The 18,350-nt window shown below is 61.8% G+C and carries 13 protein-coding genes and 1 pseudogene; 4 read left to right on the plus strand and 10 right to left on the minus strand.

Going from position 1 to position 18,350, the window contains the following annotated elements; translation table 11 throughout:
* Positions 1–8: 8 nt before the first annotated feature.
* The 4 genes and pseudogenes from J2X70_RS18805 to J2X70_RS18820 form a co-directional block, all read right to left on the minus strand.
* Entirely contained in the window at positions 9–1,325 is a 1,317-nt protein-coding gene (locus J2X70_RS18805; RefSeq protein WP_309911664.1) for a hypothetical protein, read from the minus strand.
* 226 nt (positions 1,326–1,551) lie between these two features.
* A complete protein-coding gene (locus J2X70_RS18810) occupies positions 1,552–1,821 on the minus strand; it encodes a hypothetical protein (RefSeq protein WP_309911666.1) in 270 nt (89 codons plus the stop codon).
* A gap of 17 nt (positions 1,822–1,838) precedes the next feature.
* Positions 1,839–2,051, minus strand: a complete 213-nt coding sequence (locus J2X70_RS18815) for a ribbon-helix-helix protein, CopG family (protein WP_309911668.1) — start codon at positions 2,049–2,051, stop codon at positions 1,839–1,841.
* A 490-nt stretch (positions 2,052–2,541) separates the two neighbouring features.
* Positions 2,542–2,673: pseudogene (locus tag J2X70_RS18820) on the minus strand (IS3 family transposase); the annotation flags it as partial.
* A gap of 383 nt (positions 2,674–3,056) precedes the next feature.
* On the opposite strand from J2X70_RS18820, the gene J2X70_RS18825 reads away from it, so the two are divergent.
* The gene (locus J2X70_RS18825; RefSeq protein ID WP_309911670.1) at positions 3,057–5,525 is read left to right on the plus strand and encodes a tetratricopeptide repeat protein; all 2,469 of its coding nucleotides are present in this window, start codon (positions 3,057–3,059) and stop codon (positions 5,523–5,525) included.
* Positions 5,526–6,017: 492 nt separating this feature from the next.
* Positions 6,018–7,217: a lipase family protein gene (locus J2X70_RS18830; protein ID WP_309911672.1), complete on the plus strand. Its 1,200-nt coding sequence runs from the start codon at positions 6,018–6,020 to the stop codon at positions 7,215–7,217.
* Positions 7,218–7,327: 110 nt separating this feature from the next.
* On the opposite strand, the gene J2X70_RS18835 is transcribed toward J2X70_RS18830, so the two are convergent.
* The 3 genes from J2X70_RS18835 to sucC all read right to left on the minus strand — a co-directional run bounded on the left by J2X70_RS18835 (position 7,328) and on the right by sucC (position 11,251).
* Positions 7,328–8,962, minus strand: coding sequence for an NAD+ synthase (locus J2X70_RS18835; RefSeq protein WP_309911674.1), 1,635 nt, complete (start codon positions 8,960–8,962; stop codon positions 7,328–7,330).
* Between the two features lie 222 nt (positions 8,963–9,184).
* Positions 9,185–10,060 (minus strand): succinate--CoA ligase subunit alpha, encoded by an 876-nt coding sequence (gene sucD, locus J2X70_RS18840; protein WP_017356169.1) that lies wholly within the window; start codon positions 10,058–10,060, stop codon positions 9,185–9,187.
* Positions 10,061–10,081: 21 nt separating this feature from the next.
* Positions 10,082–11,251 (minus strand): ADP-forming succinate--CoA ligase subunit beta, encoded by a 1,170-nt coding sequence (gene sucC, locus J2X70_RS18845; protein ID WP_025874298.1) that lies wholly within the window; start codon positions 11,249–11,251, stop codon positions 10,082–10,084.
* A gap of 376 nt (positions 11,252–11,627) precedes the next feature.
* On the opposite strand from sucC, the gene J2X70_RS18850 reads away from it, so the two are divergent.
* Together J2X70_RS18850 and J2X70_RS18855 are read left to right on the plus strand one after the other, a co-directional pair.
* Entirely contained in the window at positions 11,628–13,241 is a 1,614-nt protein-coding gene (locus J2X70_RS18850; RefSeq protein WP_099785194.1) for an ATP-binding protein, read from the plus strand.
* A 54-nt stretch (positions 13,242–13,295) separates the two neighbouring features.
* Positions 13,296–14,669, plus strand: coding sequence for a sigma-54 dependent transcriptional regulator (locus J2X70_RS18855; RefSeq protein ID WP_025874296.1), 1,374 nt, complete (start codon positions 13,296–13,298; stop codon positions 14,667–14,669).
* Between the two features lie 454 nt (positions 14,670–15,123).
* On the opposite strand, the gene pilB is transcribed toward J2X70_RS18855, so the two are convergent.
* The 3 genes from pilB to J2X70_RS18870 all read right to left on the minus strand — a co-directional run bounded on the left by pilB (position 15,124) and on the right by J2X70_RS18870 (position 18,050).
* The gene (pilB, locus tag J2X70_RS18860) at positions 15,124–16,851 is read right to left on the minus strand and encodes a type IV-A pilus assembly ATPase PilB (RefSeq protein WP_309911679.1); all 1,728 of its coding nucleotides are present in this window, start codon (positions 16,849–16,851) and stop codon (positions 15,124–15,126) included.
* Between the two features lie 219 nt (positions 16,852–17,070).
* Complete coding sequence (locus J2X70_RS18865; RefSeq protein WP_080150564.1) at positions 17,071–17,478, minus strand: pilin; 408 nt, start codon at positions 17,476–17,478, stop codon at positions 17,071–17,073.
* Between the two features lie 149 nt (positions 17,479–17,627).
* Positions 17,628–18,050: a pilin gene (locus J2X70_RS18870; protein WP_080150566.1), complete on the minus strand. Its 423-nt coding sequence runs from the start codon at positions 18,048–18,050 to the stop codon at positions 17,628–17,630.
* Positions 18,051–18,350: the final 300 nt, after the last annotated feature.

The following is an 18,350-nucleotide window of genomic DNA, read 5'->3' on the forward strand; positions in this document are numbered from 1 at the left end:
TTGATGCTTCAATCCGGAAGCAAATCGGCTAGAACTGTGTTGAGCTGGCGAACTTCAACCTTCTTCAGCCCATTGGAATGATGCACCAATCGACGGTCGAAGTCATAGGCCCGCAGACCCTTGAAGACTTGGTTAACCACCTTGGCGCCCATCGACGCGTCCACCAACACGCCATAGACGGATCCAGCGGCGATTGCGCCGACATCGTTGATCAAACTTTTGGGGCGCTTGCCAGTGAAGCCGGATGCAAGCAGCAGTGCAGGCGCAGGATGGGGACGGTAGCGCCACCATACGGCCCGATTGGTACAAGTACTGTATCTGCCCCATGACGACTTCGGAATGCCGTCTACGTAGCGCTGTAGCTGAGGAGAAAGCTTGTCCTTGTCGCTACGAATCAGCCAGCAACGTACACCTCGACCGACGAAGCGCTCATCAAATGTCTTCTTGTCCAGCTGTTGAATATCTTCATCCACGGCGCGAAGCGAGACCACGCAGGGCCGGACGTCTATGCCCTTTTTCAGCCCGTGGAACAGACGCTCCTCCTCGGTCAGCACGAAGATGTCCTGCCCGCCTGGGCTGAGACCACGAATCCCCTTGCAGGCCTGATCGCCGTTCCTGTAGCTGATTACGTGCGAGGTTGTGCCTGATGCCTTGCCGGTTGAACGAATCGATCCATCTCTCGTGATGGATCCGTACTTCCATTCCCCAGTCTTACATCCCTTATCAATGATGGTGATGGAGGCGGTGGTCAGAACGGTGGGGAAGATGTTGGAGTCGAAGCGGTACACCGAGACCCCCCACCCCCTGGAGCGAATGAAATCGCGAAGCTCGCCTGCGCTAGGTCGAGAAACCCATTCATAGGGAATTACCTGGGCGACAAGCCCATCTTCGCTCGTACGCAATAATGCCTGGGCAAGGAAAATGACGAAAGCGTTCGCCGTCTTCTTGAGGGCAGGGCCTCCGTCAGCGGATATGGAACGCAGCGCCAGATCTCTCCACTGACTATTTAGGCCGTGATGCCGAATATATGGTGGATTACCGATACATAATGAGTACCCGCTAGATTTCCACTCCAGCGCGTCAGCGACGACCAAATTTGCATTTAGCGGAATTTTGGCGGAATCAACTTTCGACTGATCACGCTCGATGCCGGTATATTTTGCATAGAACTCAGATGCATGACTGAAGCGTCCATCACCCGCACCAAGATCCAGAACGGAATCAAAGATCTTGCCTTCTCGCAATCCAGAAACGAGAGACCAAACCAGCCGGACCACGTCTGGCGGAGTTTCGACCTGGCATCGCTTGAGATGTGCATCTTTCATTTGATGAATATACCACAGTGTGAAAATTAATTAATAGCGTCCGACGGGATTATAAAGGTTGGGCGTCAATTAACGAGCGCCACGCGACTGTGGATAGCAAAGCAGCGGCGGGCGAAAACTCTTTAACTTGGTGCGCTACAGCCGAGCTCGGCGCCATTGAGCTCTAGTCAAATTTTATAAATAAATAGACCGACGGGGCCGATAGGATCCGTCGGTCTATTCTTCATCAGCACTTGCGGGCGAAGGCTCCGCCCATAATCAGGCAAAGGATGCTGTTGAGTGAGTGCCATGCAAGCTTGACCGTATCAGGATTTCTATCAAGTGCGATCATACACAGGGACACAACAATGCCGACCACCGCACTAAGTGCACAGAGCCTCAAGGTCAGCATCTCCTTCTGCCGACGATGTCTCGACTCCTCGATGGATTCGACCTTCTCGATTACTACCGACATCCGCTCAGGGATGTCGTTCAAATCCAGTTTATTGCTTGCCACCTTAAGGGCTCCTAGGGTTAGAGCCCGATGACTTCTCCATCGACTTGGCGCGTCTTGGCATCAAAGAAGCCGAGCTTTCGCTCACCACTTCGAGTGTTTTCTCGCGCCGCAAGATAGAGGTGAAGAGCCTTTCTCAATGTCTCGCTGGCTGACTGCTCAGTCTCAGCAGAGACTTGGTCAAGGGCCTTCTTCAAGTCATCGGACAGAACAATGTTCATACGGACGGACATGAGAAGACTCCGAGATAGTTTAGATAGTATATTTTTGAGTTCGGCTTAAATTTAGCGCGCGTTAGTTATCGAAAGATATTAATTAATTGAGATTAGCCGAGATATTTAGTCAGATTCGATATGTATTTGGAGGCGGCCGATGTCCAGTCGGGCCGCAGGTGCAGCGTACACCCTAAGTCAGCGGGATGCACGCCTTTTCGCCATATCGTAGGCACACTTTCGACGCACAAACGACACACCGTTGATTTGACTAAGATTTCCCGTGGCGGTGAGGGGAGGCTTTTTATGAGCTCGTTCAGGGTCACCTGCACTCTCTACCTGCTCATCGGCTTTAGCTCGCGGATGGCTCAACGGTTCAGGGCGCTGCTTAGCTCAGTACCGCGCTGGGTGGGCGTTAGAGATTGCACGCGGCCGTCTGACGCGGGGCTAGCCTTCCTGAAGTCGGTTGGTGGAAAAGGGGGTTGGAGTTGTCGCGTCTCCGTTTTCAGCGCATCTTGATGTACTGGAAGACGTCAGCACGTGCCTCGTCGTGATTGCTGTAGCTCCTCCGCTTGTTCCGCTCCCGTTTCGGCAGCTGGAAGAGGCTCTCCATCGCTGCGTTGTCATGGCAATTGCCTCGTCGCTGGCAGCCCGGACCTAGATGTCGCAGGTCATCATTGCTGGTGATGGCGATTTGGTGCGCTACACCGAGCGCGACCTCCCGGCTGCCAGCCGCTACCTCCCAGTGACCCAGAGCGGAAGCCTGTCCAAGCGAATGCGGACTGAGACGATCCTCACCTGCGGACTTAGCTAAGGACAATAGGCCTCCACTCATCTTGGGGCGTCCGCGCCCATCCAACTGAGATCAATGATCAGGCTGCCTTAGCAATCAGACTGTGATCGCTGATTGGCCAGGGCGCTTCAAGAGGATGACTGCGCCCCAAGCCCCCCCCCCTAGTCAATGGAGCAATCTATGTCGCTTCGTGGTCAAATGGTCGACGCCACTCTAAATCAGCCGATCAAGCAATGCGCGCCTTGTTCGAACACCAACTTTCCATAGTAGAGACATTCCCTAGCAATTCGGACCGCTTCCAGCATCTTCAATCAGTGCTGCGCTCCTTATACCAGGCTGCCGCGATTACCGCGCTAGAGATTGTTAGGGAGCTTACACCGGACGCCGAAGACGACGCTTCGATATCCGCTTTGGTTCGACGATTTGCTCAGCCATCCGACGGCTTGCCCGTAGAAGTTCTCGAGAAGTGCACGCCAATTATCCGGTCCTACGTCGCTAGGTCTTATAACGCCGGTTGGTTTGAAGTGGACGGCACGGAAAGCACAACTCTCGCCAAGGACGCGACAGCTTGGGTGAGCTTCCGAAACAACAAGCCGGGCCATGGTGTGGTGAGCAAGGCGGACATCGAGGAGTGGGTTCCACGACTTGCTTCGCTACTGCACCGGAGCATTAATTGCCTGGCTCCTGCACTGCCCTTGGCGTCGCCGCAATCGCCGGCAGTTACCCGGGTGGGTGCGTACAATCTAGTGATTCAAACACCCCTCACATATGCCGACCAGCCAATCGTTATTTCAGCTATTGTGTCGCGCAAAGGAGTGTGGAAGCTGGAAGGCCAGACGGTAGATTGGGAGCGCTCTGCATCATTTGTGGCTGATCTTCCTCATGAATCTGTATTTGAGCAGCTTGCCTCCAACTTTCCAGAGAAATTTGACATCCGCACTGTGGATGTGGATGGAAAGGATGCACTAGTTTTCTCAAACGTTCCTGTGCGGCAGACCAGCGTGTTTGAAGGTCGCTCAGAAGAAATGGACGCCCTATTCAATTGGATCAACGATAGCGATGGGTTGCGGCATTGCCTCATCTTCGGCGATGGAGGCATTGGAAAGACTACGCTAGCGCTTGAGTTCCTAAACAGAATTCTGGAGTCGAGCGAGACACTTTCCGCCAAGCCACCCTCAGTAATAAGCTATTACTCTGCCAAGATGACTCGGTGGTCTGATCAGGGTGTCGTGAATTTGAGAGGCGTTTCAGACGCCATGGAAGACTGCGTCAGGGAGTTGGCGTACGTCCTAATGCCTGTACTGACCAAGGATTACTTCAAGCTTTCTGGAGTGGGACTTATAGATCGAGTCGCGTCAGAGTTGAATACTCAAGGATTTGGCCGCGACGATGTTTTACTGGTACTGGACAACACGGAAACGCTTGCAAACTCGTCTGACGAAGTGACCCAGTTCAGCTCCTTCCTTAAGCAGATCGGTAAGCGTCTTGGTCGAGTGCTAATGACTTCGCGCCGCCGCGAGTTTGTTGCGTTCGAACCATTGCAGATAAGCTCGCTATCAGAATCAGAAGCGATTTCTCTTATGAGGCGCCTTGGTAATGAATATGGTGCCATAGCCATTAGACAGGCAGGAGAAGCTACGCTCCGCAGAGCGGCCAAACAGTTGACCAACAAGCCACTGCTAATCGATACATTGGTTAAGTACTTGGCTCGCTCTCCTGTGGGTATAGACCAGGCTATCGAACAAGTCTTTCGTAAAACTAACGACCAGCTTCTCGAGTTTCTCTACGACGACGCATGGCTTCGTATCAACGAGCTCCAGAAGGAGGTCTTCCTTGTGCTCGTTTCTGCCACTGTCCCGCTCGACAACTTGAGCGTGGGTGACGCATGTGTTCTAGCGGGCATTCAGCACGTCGAGTTCCAAAAGGCGCTCGACGAGACTTACTTCGGAAATGTCACTGACTACGGCGGCCGCTACGAGCTGCAAATCGTTGAGCTCGCCGGTCGCTATTTCCAGAAGCAACTTCAGCAGCGCGGCGAAGCTGATCGCAGACGCATACATGACTTTTCCTTGAAGGTCGACTCGCAAGCAAACCAACGGCAGAAGGCAGAGCAAAATTACCGGCAAGATCGCGTAGCCGAGGCCTTTCGGGGATCATTCGCTAAGGCAGCCAAGATCGCCGCTCAGCAGGGAGACCTTGTAGCTGCAGAAGATAACTTCAAGCTTGCACTGGAGGATGAGCCAATGAATGCGGCGCTCCATGACCGATTTGCTTGGTTCTTGCTGCATCGCTGCCATCGAGCAGACGACGCGCGGAAGCTGGCGGAACGAGCGATCGAGCTGGACCCTCGTAGTGCCGACGCTTCGCTGACGCTAGCCCTATGCTGGTATCGCTTGGGTGAGCTAAAGAAGGGTGATGAAGAAATGGAGCTCGCGCACCGCAAGGGAAAGCCACAGTCGCTTTGTGAGCTCCGAAGAGCAATCGCGCGGTACTACGTCGTGAAGAACGCGCCCTATGCGAAAGAGGCCCAAGAGCGGATGCGAGAAGGAAAGGGCTTGATTGGTCACGCAATCAGGACCCTTGTTCCAGAGGATCGCTTCTTCTCTAAGAACATGCAGGAAGCGCGCAGGTACGAGCGCATGTTCTTGGATCTTGAGTATAGGATCAGGAGCCGTAAGATTGAGTTGGACGGGGCAAAATAGAGATCTTTCATCAGTAGCAGCGTTCAAGCTTCTCCGCTTCGCTCTTTCAGCGGCTACCGAGAGCTAGCTTGCCTAGACGGATGGCAGCGGTGTTCCTTCATCCGCCTGCTTCATGCATGCCGAGCGAAGTCTCGATAGCAAGGAGACTCCTTTTGGCCCTGTCCGGGCTCGGCCGCTCGTGGCGACCTAGTCACGCAGTTCCCCTGCCTCCTGCCGCAGAAGCTCCACTTTTTAATCAATCACTTGAGTCAGCAGCAGGACCGCCAAATCCCCGGGGCGGGCGTGATACCGTCCTCCCAGGTCTTCTTGGGGCCTTTGCTACCAAATAGCGAGAAGTAAGAAAAGAGGCCCCGCACGGGGCCTTTTTTTTGCCTGGCGTCACCGCTAGGAATGCTACGAACCGGCGATCACTGCGACTTCCATCGCAGTCGGCGCGCAGGACAGCTCCCAGAATGCGGCGCAAAGGCCATCCCGGCCTGCATGGAGCGCCACATGTCCTCATCGTCCCTGCGGTTCCGACCCCGCCCGACCCTGCTGGTCACTGCCCTGCTCGCGCTGGCCGCCAGTCCCCTTGTCGCGCTGGCGGCGGAGTCGGGTGACCTGCTCTCGGCCGCGCCCTACCGCGCCAGCTGGGTGCCCTCCAAGGCCGCGCAGGCCTACAAGCTGGCCTACCGCACCCCCGATCATCACGGACGCCTGGCCGAGGCGACCGGGCTGGTCTACCTGCCCGCCGGGCCTGCGCCGGCAGGGGGCTGGCCGGTCGTATCCTGGGCCCACGGCACCCAGGGCATCGCCGACCACTGCGCGCCTTCGGTATCCGGCCCCTATCAGCCCGAGCGCGATGGCCGCTTCCTCGACCAGTTCCTGGCACAGGGCTATGCCGTTCTCGCCGCCGACTACCAAGGCCTGGGCAGCCCGGGTGATCACGCCTACCTGCACGTGCGCACCTCCGCGCGCAACGCCATCGATCTCATCAAGGCCAGCCGCCATTTCCTCGGCAATGCCACGCTGTCACCGCGTTGGGTATCGGTGGGCCATTCGCAGGGTGGTGCTGCCGCACTCACTGCCGGCCATCTGGCACCGTCCTATGGACCCTCGCTGCAGTACCGCGGCAGCTTCACCACCGGCACACCCACGGCCGTCGAACTGACCGCGCTGGTGATGAAGCCGGACAGCCGCACGCCGAATCCGGGCGCGCTCAATGCCTATCACGCCTACCTGCTCGATGGCCTGCTGCAGGTGGAGCCGCGTATCGCACGCGTACTCAGCGATGAAGGCCACGCACGGGTCGCGCTGGCGCGCCAGCAGTGCCTGGGCCCGCTGGCGGCCACCCTGGAAGGGGCGAACACGGGAGAAATGTTCAGCGCACCGTTGACCTCGGTGCCGGGCATCTGGGCGCTGCTGCATGACTATCTGGGCGTGCCACGGCGGGGCTTCAGCCAGCCGTTGATGCTGGGCCACGGCAGCGAGGATCGCGACGTGCCCTATCTCACCACCCTGCTGTATGCCGTCGGCCTGGCCCTGCGCGGCGAACCGGTGGCGTTCCGCCGATACCCAGTCGACCATCGCGGCACGCTGGACGCAGCGGCGGCCGATGGCCTGGCATTCGTGCGTGCGCGGCTGGGGCACAGCCAATTTGACGAGGCCGCCGAAACCACCGGCCTGGAGCAGCTGCTCAACGAAGCCCGGTAGATCCACGCCATGCGTGGATGGGCGGTACACCCGGTTGCCGGCCAGCGGCCGGCACTACCGATGGATCCATCGAACATCGGTAGCGCCGGGCCATGCCCGGCGACCGGTCCTCAGCTCTTGTAGCCGTTGCTGATCGGGTAGCGGCGCTCACGCCCGAATGCGCGGCGCGAGACCTTCGGGCCCGGCGCGGCCTGGTGGCGCTTCCACTCGCTGATCCGCACCAGCCGCAGCACACGATCCACCACCGCCGCGTCATAGCCTGCGGCGACGATCTCCGCACGCGACTGCTCCTGGTCGATGTAGCGGTACAGGATGCCGTCCAGCACGTCGTAGGCCGGCAGCGAATCCTGGTCGGTCTGGTTTTCGCGCAGTTCGGCCGAGGGCGGGCGGCTGATCACCGCCGGCGGGATCACCGGCGCACCGCCAACGGTGTTGCGCCACTTGGACAGGCCGAACACCTCGGTCTTGTACAGGTCCTTCAGCGGCGCGTAACCCCCGCACATGTCGCCATAGATGGTGGCGTAGCCGACCGCGTACTCGCTCTTGTTGCCGGTGGTCAGCAGCAGGCCACCGAACTTGTTGGCCAGTGCCATCAGGATCACGCCACGGCTGCGCGACTGCAGATTCTCCTCGGTCACATCCGGCGTAGTGCCCTCGAACATCGGCGCCAGCGCCTGCACCAGGCCCTGGAACGCCGGCTCGATGGAAACGGCTTCCAGCTTCACGCCCAGCGCCTCGCACTGCTCGGCGGCCAGGTCGTTGGACATCCCGGCGGTATAGCGCGACGGCAGGCGCACCGCCGTCACGTTCTCCGCGCCCAGTGCATCGACCGCCATGGCCAGCACGATCGCCGAGTCGATGCCACCGGACAGACCCAGCCACACCTTCTTGAAACCGTTCTTGCTGCAGTAGTCCTGGATGCCGCGGGTGACCGCGCGCCAGGCCAGCGCATCCATGCTCTCGTCGCCGTCGTCCATCCATACCTGCGGCAGGAAGCGGCGGGTAGCGCCGTCGTAGTCCACCACCAGCCACTGGTCGACGAAGGCCGCCGCGGCCGGGTGCACCGTGCCATCGCCATCGGCCACCACCGATGCACCATCGAACACCAGCGCGTCCTGGCCGCCCACCACGTTGAGGTAGGCGATCGCCGCGCCGCTTTCGCGGGTACGTGCAGCCAGCACGGCGTCACGCTGGGCATGCTTGCCACGCTCGTACGGCGAGGCATTGGGCACCACCACCAGCTGCGCGCCGGCACGCACCGTATCGGCCAGCGGCTCGGCGAACCACAGGTCCTCGCAGATCAGCAGGCCGACCGGGATGCCGTCGACCTCGAACACGCAGCTGCCACCGTCCGGGTCGACATCAAAGTAGCGGCGCTCATCGAACACCGCGTAATTGGGCAGTTCGCGCTTGCGGTAGGTCTGCTCCACCAGGCCATCGCGCAGCACGCTGGCCGCGTTGTAGACCACCGCACCGGCGGCCTGTGGCCAGCCCACTACAGCGGTGATGCCACGGCACGCAGCAGCAATGCGGGTCATCGCCTGCTCGCACTCGTACAGGAAGCCCGGGCGCAGCAGCAGGTCCTCCGGCGGATAGCCGCTGACTGCCAGCTCGGGGAACATCACCAGCCCGGCGCCGTACTCATCGCGCGCCTGGCCGATCATCTCGATGATGCGCTCGGTGTTGCCGGCGACATCGCCAACCGGGAAGTCGAACTGCGCCATCGCGATGCGGATCGAAGCCATGAGGGTCCAGCCTGTGGTTGCAATGCGCACATTGTAGATCCACGCCATGCGTGGATGGGGTGCGCCCGGGTGTGTGCTGAAGTAGATCCACGCCATGCGTGGATGCGGTTCAGCGGGTCGCCGATGCCCAGACGCAGAAAGGCCGCCCTGAGGCGGCCTTTCTGTTTCAAGCAGCCGGCCAGCGGCCGGCTCTACAGAATCGTCTGCCGAAGGCAGTCGATCTTATTTCACCAGCTTGGCGATGGCAGCGCCCAGGTCGCCCGGCGAACGCACGGTGACGACGCCAGCAGCTTCCATGGCAGCGAACTTGCCTTCGGCAGTGCCCTTGCCGCCCGATGCGATCGCACCGGCGTGGCCCATGCGCTTGCCGGCCGGAGCCGAAGCACCCGCGATGAAACCGACGACCGGCTTCTTCACGTGGTTCTTGATGTACTCGGCACCGGCTTCTTCAGCGTCGCCGCCGATTTCGCCGACCATGATGATGCCTTCGGTCTGCGGGTCTTCGTTGAACAGCTTCAGGCAGTCGACGAAGTTCAGGCCGTTGATCGGGTCACCACCGATGCCGATGCAGGTGGACTGGCCCAGGCCGACTTCGGTGGTCTGCTTGACCGCTTCATAGGTCAGGGTGCCCGAACGCGACACGATGCCGATCTTGCCCGGCTTGTGGATGTGGCCCGGCATGATGCCGATCTTGCACTCACCCGGGGTGATGACGCCCGGGCAGTTCGGCCCGATCAGCACGGTGTCCGGATGCGAACGGGTCAGCACGTTCTTGACGCGCAGCATGTCCAGCACCGGGATGCCTTCGGTGATGCAGACGATGACCTTGATGCCGGCAGCAGCGGCTTCCAGGATCGCGTCAGCCGCGTACGGCGGCGGCACGTAGATGACCGAAGCGTTGGCGCCGGTGCTCTGCACGGCGTCGGCAACGGTGTTGAAGACCGGCAGGTCGATATGGGTGGTGCCACCCTTGCCCGGGGTCACGCCGCCAACAACCTGGGTGCCGTACTCGATCATCTGAGTGGCGTGGAAGGTGCCCTGCTGGCCGGTGAAGCCCTGCACGATCACCTTGGTGTTCTTATTGATCAAAACTGACATTGGATTTCCTTCGGTGTCGGATCAGGCGGCGTTCTTGACAGCTTCGACGACCTTCTTGGCACCGTCGTTGATGTTGTCGGCCGGGATGATGGCCATGCCGCTGTCACGCAGCAGCTGCTTGCCTTCTTCCACGTTGGTGCCTTCCAGACGCACCACGACCGGAACCTTGACGCCCACTTCCTTCACGGCGGCAATGATGCCTTCGGCAATCATGTCGCAGCGGACGATGCCGCCGAAGATGTTGACGAAGATGCCTTCGACCTTGTCCGAGGACAGGATCAGCTTGAACGCTTCGATGACGCGCTGCTTGTTGGCGCCGCCGCCCACGTCCAGGAAGTTCGCCGGCTCGCCGCCGTTGAGCTTGATGACGTCCATGGTGGCCATGGCCAGGCCTGCGCCGTTGACCATGCAGCCGATGTTGCCGTCCATGGTGACGTAGTTGATGTCCAGCTCCGAAGCGATCACTTCGGTCGGATCTTCCTGGGTCTTGTCGCGCATGGCGACCAGGGCCTTCTGGCGGAACGCGGCGTTGTCGTCGCTGTCGAACTTGCCGTCCAGCGCGTACAGGTTGCCGTCGTCCAGGATGGCCAGCGGGTTGATTTCAACCAGCGCCAGGTCCTTTTCGTTGAACAGGCGGTACAGGTTCACCATGATGTTGGCGAACTGGCCGGCCTGCTTGGCGGTCAGACCCAGCTTGAAGCCGAAATCACGACCGTGGTAACCCTGCACGCCTTCGACGAAGTCGACGTTCAGCGAGTGGATCAGCTCCGGGGTTTCAGCGGCGACCTGCTCGATCTCCACGCCGCCTTCCGAAGAAGCGATGTAGGTGATGGTCTTGGTGCCACGGTCAACCAGCACCGACAGGTACAGTTCCTTGACGATCTCGCCAGCGGTGGTCACCAGCACCAGGTTGACCGGCAGTTCAACGCCAGCGGTCTGGTAGGTGGCCATCTTGGTGCCGAGCATCTTGGCCGCAGCGGCCTTCACGTCGTCGGTGGTCTTGCAGAACTTGACGCCGCCAGCCTTGCCGCGGCCGCCAGCGTGGATCTGCGCCTTGACCATCCAGGGGCCCTGGCCCAGGGAGTTGGCAGCGGCAACAGCTTCGTCCGGGGTCGCAGCGACCTTGCCGGCCGGGACCGGGATGCCGTACTCGGCAAGCAGTTGTTTTGACTGGTATTCGTGGAAATTCATGCGTCACCGTGGGAATAGGAACGACCGCACGCAATTCCTCAGGGCCCCGGCGGGGCGCCGGCATGGACCGCGGCGGGCCCACTATTGTGGCCGAGCCGGCGCCGGGGCGCAAAGAAGTATGGACAAAAGGCCGGAACCGGCCAGATTTCCATGGTCATTCAGGCAGTTGCGGCACGGGCTGGATCACGCCGCAAACGCCCGCCCGGGCCGACTGCGCAGCCCAGCCCGGTACAGGCGCCCTATACTGGCCCGGTAAATTCGACCCACGGTGCCGGCAACCGGGCAGCGAGCAGGTCCGACGATCGGGGGACGTCGGGCAGGTTCGGCCCACCGCCGTCATGACCCAGTTCCAGGCAGCCAGAAGGGGAGTTCCGGCGTGTCACCCAGTGCTTCATTGATCGACCGCATCGAATCGATACCGCGGCGTGAGCTGTATTTCTTCGCCCTGTACCGGGTGCTGATCGCCTCGGTCATCGCCGCCCTGCTGTACAGCCCGTTGTCGGCCATGGTCGGCGAAGCCCACCACCCGCGCCTGGCCTATTCGGTCGGCGCCACCTATCTGCTGCTGTCCCTGTTGTGGCTGGTGATCGGCCGCAACGAGCGCTGGCTGCGACCCATCGTGGTCGGCGGCGTGCTGTTGGACATCGTCGCCGCCAGCCTGCTGGCGCACGCCCTGCCCGGTGCCAGCGCCGGCATCTCGATGTCGCTGCTGTTCAACATCGCCGCCGCCGCCACCCTGCTGCCGCTCAGCTGGGGCCTGGTGCTGGCGCTGGCCGCCAGCGTCGCCACCGCCGCCGAATACCTGTGGAAGGTGCTGGAAGGCGGCGATCCCACCCGCACCCTGGCCGAACTGGCGATGTTCGCCACCAGCTACCTGGCCCTGGCCTTCATCAGCTACCAGGTCGGCAACCGTGCACGCCGCAACCAGCAGCTGGCCAACCAGCGTGGCGACGAAGTGGCCAACCTGTTCCAGATCAACGAACTGATCATCCGCCGCATGCGCACCGGCGTGGTGGTGGTGGATGCCGACAACCGCATCACCCTGGCCAACGAAGCTGCCTCGATCCTGCTGGGCGACCGCGATGGCAACAGTGATTCGGGCCGCCTCGACCTGGCCAGTGTCGCCCCCGAACTTGCCCGGCGTCTGCAACGCTGGCGCAACGGCTGGGCACAGGATGAAATGCCGCTGCAGCTCAACCCCGACCAGCCGGAAGTGCAACCGCGCTTCGCCCGCCTGCTGGCCGGCAGCGACCTGGTGCTGGTGTTCCTGGACGACTCCAGCGTGGTCTCGCGCCGCGCCGAATCGCTCACCCTGTCGGCGATGGGGCGCTTCTCGGCCAGCCTCGCGCACGAGATCCGCAACCCGCTGGCGGCCATCAACTACGCCGTGCAGCTGCTGGAGGAAGGCACCGGCTTCAACGAAAGCGACCGCCGCCTGCTGCAGATCATCCACCAGCAGTGCCAGCGCACCAACGGCATCGTTGAAAGCGTGCTGGGCCTGGCCCGACGCGAACGCGCCAACCCGGAAAACGTCGACCTGGCCGCCTTCGTGCGCCGCTTCGTGCTGGAGTACAAGCAGGGCCAGACGCTGGAAACCGACAGCATCGAACCGATCATCAACGACACCTCGGTGCCGGCCCAGGTCGACCCGCGCCACCTGTACCAGGTGCTGACCGTGCTGGTGCACAACGCCCTCAAGTACGGCCGCATCGGCGAGCAGCCCGCGCGCGTGCGGCTGCGCGTGGCCCAGCACGAGCGAAGTGCGGTGATCGACGTGATGGACCGTGGCCCCGGCATCCCCGAGACCGTCGCCGCGCAGCTGTTCCGCCCCTTCTTCACCACCTCCGAGCACGGCACCGGCCTGGGCCTGTATATCGCCCGCGAGCTGTGCAGGGCCAACCAGGCGCGGCTGGATTACATCCCCGTCCCCGCCGGCGGCTCCTGCTTCCGCCTGGTACTGCCCGGCCCGCACACCCTGCTTCCGCACTGATTCGGTGCGTCAAACATTTGTCGCCTTCCACACCCTCGGCTATCTTTCCCACCCATGAACGAAACCCGCAGCGCCCTCGTCGTCGACGATGAACGCGATATCCGCGAACTGCTGGTGTTGACCCTCGGCCGCATGGGCCTGCGCATCAGCACCGCCGCCAACCTCGCCGAAGCCCGCGAACTGCTGGCCAGCAATCCCTATGACCTGTGCATCACCGACATGCGCCTGCCCGATGGCAATGGCATCGAACTGGTCAGCGAGATCGCCCAGCACTACCCGCGCACGCCGGTGGCGATGATCACCGCCTTCGGCAGCATGGACCTGGCCGTGGAAGCGCTGAAAGCCGGTGCCTTCGATTTCGTCAGCAAGCCGGTGGACATCACCGTGCTGCGCGGCCTGGTCAAGCATGCGCTGGAACTCAACAACAGCGAACGCCCCGTTGCCGGCCCCGCCGCCGAACAGGCCGCACGCCTGCTCGGCGAATCGCCGGCGATGGACGTGCTGCGCGCCACCATCGGCAAGGTTGCGCGCAGCCAGGCGCCGGTCTACATCCTGGGCGAATCCGGGGTGGGCAAGGAACTGGTTGCACGCACCATCCACGCACAGGGTGCACGCGCCGCTGGGCCGTTCGTGCCGGTCAACTGTGGCGCCATTCCCACCGAGTTGATGGAGAGCGAGTTCTTCGGCCATCGCAAGGGCAGCTTCACCGGCGCCCATGCCGACAAGCCGGGACTGTTCCAGGCCGCACACGGCGGCACCCTGTTCCTGGATGAGGTGGCCGAGCTGCCGCTGCAGATGCAGGTGAAGCTGCTGCGTGCGATCCAGGAAAAATCGGTGCGCGCGGTGGGCGCCCCCAGCGAAGAGCCGGTGGACGTGCGCATCCTCTCGGCCACCCACAAGGATCTGGCCGAGCTGGTCGAAGACGGGCGCTTCCGCCACGACCTCTACTACCGCATCAATGTGATCGAACTGCGCGTGCCGCCGCTGCGCGAGCGTCGCCAGGACCTGCCCGCACTGGCCGCGTCGATCCTGGCGCGGCTGGCCCGCAGCCACGGCCGCGCCACCCCGCTGCTGGCGCCGTCGGCGCTGGACGCGTTGGCCCAGTACGGCTTCCCCGGCAACGTGCGCGAGCTGGAGAACATCCTGGAACGCGCGCTGGCACTGGCCGAGGAAGACCGTATCGGCGCCGACGACCTGCGCCTGCCGCAGCATGCCCCTCGCTCACCGGGCAGCGCTGCGCACGCTGAAGCCGTAGTCGATCTGCACCCGGGCAGTGCCGCCCTGCCCTCGTATATCGAACAGCTCGAGCGCAGTGCCATCCAGCGCGCGCTGGAAGAAAACCGCTGGAACAAGACCCGCACAGCTGCGCAGTTGGGCATCACCTTCCGTGCGCTGCGCTACAAGCTGAAGAAGCTGGGGATGGAATAGGTAGTGCCGGCCGCTGGCCGGCAACTTCGTGCACCGCGCCATCCACGCATGGCATGGATCTACTGGTTGCCCATCCACGCATGGCGTGGATCAACCGGCCGTTCTGCGTCGGAATGGTAATGCCGGCCGCTGGCCGGCAACCCCGTGCATCGCCCATCCACGCATGGCGTGGATCTACTGGGCGCTGACCGCCATCCAGGCACGGCCTGGATCAACCTGCCGTTCTGCGTCGGAATGGTAGTGCCGGCCGCTGGCCGGCAACCTCATGTACCGCGTCATCCACGCATGGCGTGGATCTACTGGTTACCCCATCCACGCATGGCGTGGATCAACCGGCCGTTCTGCGTCGAAATGGTAGTGCCGGCCGCTGGCCGGCAACCTCATGTACCGCGCCATCCACGCATGGCGTGGATCTACTGGTTACCCCATCCACGCATGGCGTGGATCTACGGCATCAATCCTTGGTAACGCGGTTGATCTCGGCCAGGCTGGTCACGCCCGCGGCCGCCTTCTTCAACGCCGACTGCCGCAGGTCATTCACACCGATCGCCTGCGCAGCCTCGGCAATCTGCAGCGCGTTGCCGCCAGCCAGCACGATGGTCGCGATCTCGTCGGTCATCGGCATCACCTGGTAGAGGCCGGTACGGCCCTTGTAGCCCTCGGTGCATTCGTCGCAGCCCACCGCCTCATACAGCTCGATGCCTGCATCCAGCTGCGCCTGGGTGAAGCCCTCGGCCAGCAGCGCATGCTCCGGCAGATTGGCCGGGCGCTTGCAGTTCGAACACAGGCGGCGCGCCAGGCGCTGGGCAATCACCAGCGTCACCGAGCTGGTGATGTTGTACGGCGCGATGCCCATGTTCATCAGGCGCGCGATGGTCTGCGGCGCATCGTTGGTATGCAGCGTGGACAGCACCATGTGACCGGTCTGCGCAGCTTTGATCGCAATTTCCGCCGTTTCCAGATCGCGGATTTCGCCCACCATGATGATGTCCGGATCCTGTCGCAGGAACGAACGCAGCGCCGCGGCAAAGGTCATGCCACGCTTGTTGTTCTGCTGCACCTGGTTGACGCCGGGCAGGCGGATTTCCACCGGATCTTCCGCGGTGGAGATGTTGCGGGTCTCGTCGTTGAGGATGCCCAGCGCGGTATACAGCGACACCGTCTTGCCCGAACCGGTCGGGCCGGTCACCAGCACCATGCCGTACGGCTTGTGGATTGCCTCCAGGAACAGCTTCTGCTGGTCCGGCTCGTAACCCAGCTTGTCGATGCCCAGCTTGGCCGCGCTGCCATCGAGGATACGCAGCACCACCTTCTCACCGAACAGCGTAGGCAGCGTGCTGACGCGGAAGTCGATCTGCCGGGTCTTGGACAGGTTGAGCTTGATGCGCCCGTCCTGCGGCACACGCTTTTCGGCGATATCCAGCTGCGCCATCACCTTCAGGCGCGCGGCGATGCGCTGGTTGAGCTTGTTCGGCGCGCGCGCGACCATCTTCAGCAGGCCGTCGATGCGCAGACGCACGCGGTAGTCGTCTTCGTAGGGCTCGAAATGGATGTCCGACGCGCCCTTGCGGATCGCGTCAATCAGCACCTTGTTGATGAACTTGACCACCGGGGTGTCGTCGCCCTTGGCGTCGATACCGCTGTCGGTGCTGGTCATGTCGTCGTCGCCACCGCCAACATCGAGGTTGGCCATGCCGTCATCGTCGCCACCCAGCGCATCGCCGATCGTGTCATGGCTGGCATGCCACTGCTCCAACGTGCGGCGGATCTGGTCCTCGTCCACCAGGATCGGCTCAACCACCAGATTGGTGTGGAACTTGATCTCGTCCAGCGAGTGGGTGGGGTTGCTGGTGCCGACGAACAACTTGCCGCCGCGTTTGAACAGTGGCAGCACGTTGTGCTTGCGCAGCAGCTCTTCGCTGACCAGGTTCATCGCATTCTGGCTGCTGTCGAACGTGGACACGTCGAACAGCGGCATGCCGAATTCGACGGCGTTGGCGGCAGCGAGCTGCGAGGCGCTGACCAGCTTGTTCTGCGCGAACCACGTCGGCAGGGGCTGGCGAGCGGCGGCCGCCTTGGCCATGGCATCGCGGGCAGCGACTTCGTCCAGCGCGCCGTCCTGGACGAGGCGGCGGGCCAGGCCGGTGATGCCGACGAGATTGGCGGTGGTAACGGCGTTCATAGAAATCCTTGGCTCATGGGTCTGGCAGCGCGGTGCGCCTTCCAAGGGCACCACACAGGGCAGCAGAACCTGCCGCGAGCATCGGCCAGCGGCATCGCCAATCCATGAGCAACGCTGCCTTGCCCGGCGTTGCCGGCCCGGCAGGCTCGATCCTGACTCCCCCGGGGATGATAGCCCCGTCAAGGGTCGCCCAACATCCCATTGCCGGCTGAAATGTGATCAGCAGCCCGTTGGGCGATAGCGTGCTTCAAAGGCGCTGCCGTCGCAGCTCCAGATGCCCTCGGCAGAGCGGCGCAGGATCAGGTCTTTGCCTTCCAGGGCGCTGTGGCCTTTCAGGGTGCAGCTGATATGGCCGACACCTGATTCGCTGAGTTCGGCTTCGACTACCGAGCAGTGGGCGTTCTGAGAGCCGCCGATGAGTTCCGGCGTGACTTCACTGACAGATCGTCCTTGATACACGACGATTTCCACCAACGTTTTGCCGGGGCTGATATCGGCCAACGCGGCGGTCAATTGGGTGCGGATGATGTACGGCTGGAACGCCACCATCGCGATCGCAGCCAGGATAGCGATGATGGCCACCACGATCATCAACTCGATGAGCGTGAAGCCTTTTTGCGTATTCATGACTCCCCCTGTTTTATCCAGCAATCCCCATTGCTGCGTGCCGACCGCTTCTTATGCATCAGTCAGCACAAGGCCCGCCGAAGCGGGCCTTGTGTGTAACAACTGGAGTCGCCCATATTTAGATGCGACGTACCCCAATCAAAAATCGATCAGCTGCAGCCCTTGGGCTTGAACTTGGCGTCAACACCAGTGGTGACACAGCTGAAGCCACCAGCAACTGCGGTTGCACCCGAGCCAGATGCTTCGGCGTAGTTCAGGGCGATCGTCGAAGAAGTGCCGATACGACCCGGGTCGCGGATGGTGCAGGTCATACCGGCCGTTGCAACGGCAATCGTCGAGCAAGCACCGGTTTCGGCAGCCTGGAAGCCAGCGTTGGCCACGGTCGGGGTGCCACCGTCGCTGATGACCATCTCGAACTGGGTCTTGTGCGAGGCCAGGTCAGCCAGAGCGGCAGTGACCTTCGACTTCGAGGTGTAGTCCTGGTAAGCCGGCAGTGCAATGGCGGCCAGGATCGCGATGATCGCAACAACGATCATCAGTTCGATAAGGGTGAAGCCCTTCTGGTTCTTCATAGTCGTACATCCCCAAGATAGTGGTGGTTGAGTCAGTGCACAGGATCGGTCCGACCTTCGGCCGGCTGAGCGGGTCCTGCACCTGCGGGTGGATCAACGCAGGTTGCGTGCCAACCCCGGCACGCCTCCCCCTGGATTTCCCCGCGCCCATGATGGCAGCAATTTCGTGGATGGGAACCCCCCGTATTCGAATCTGCGATGGACGCGGCAATGTGACGCAGTGCGTCACCTTTGGTCGGCGGCCGGCACGAAATTGCATTCCGGCCCGCTCGGCAACTGCCCAGACGGCAATGAACCCGC

Origin of the sequence: Stenotrophomonas sp. 1337, assembly GCF_031455455.1 — a bacterium.
GTDB classification, from domain to species: domain Bacteria; phylum Pseudomonadota; class Gammaproteobacteria; order Xanthomonadales; family Xanthomonadaceae; genus Stenotrophomonas; species Stenotrophomonas indicatrix.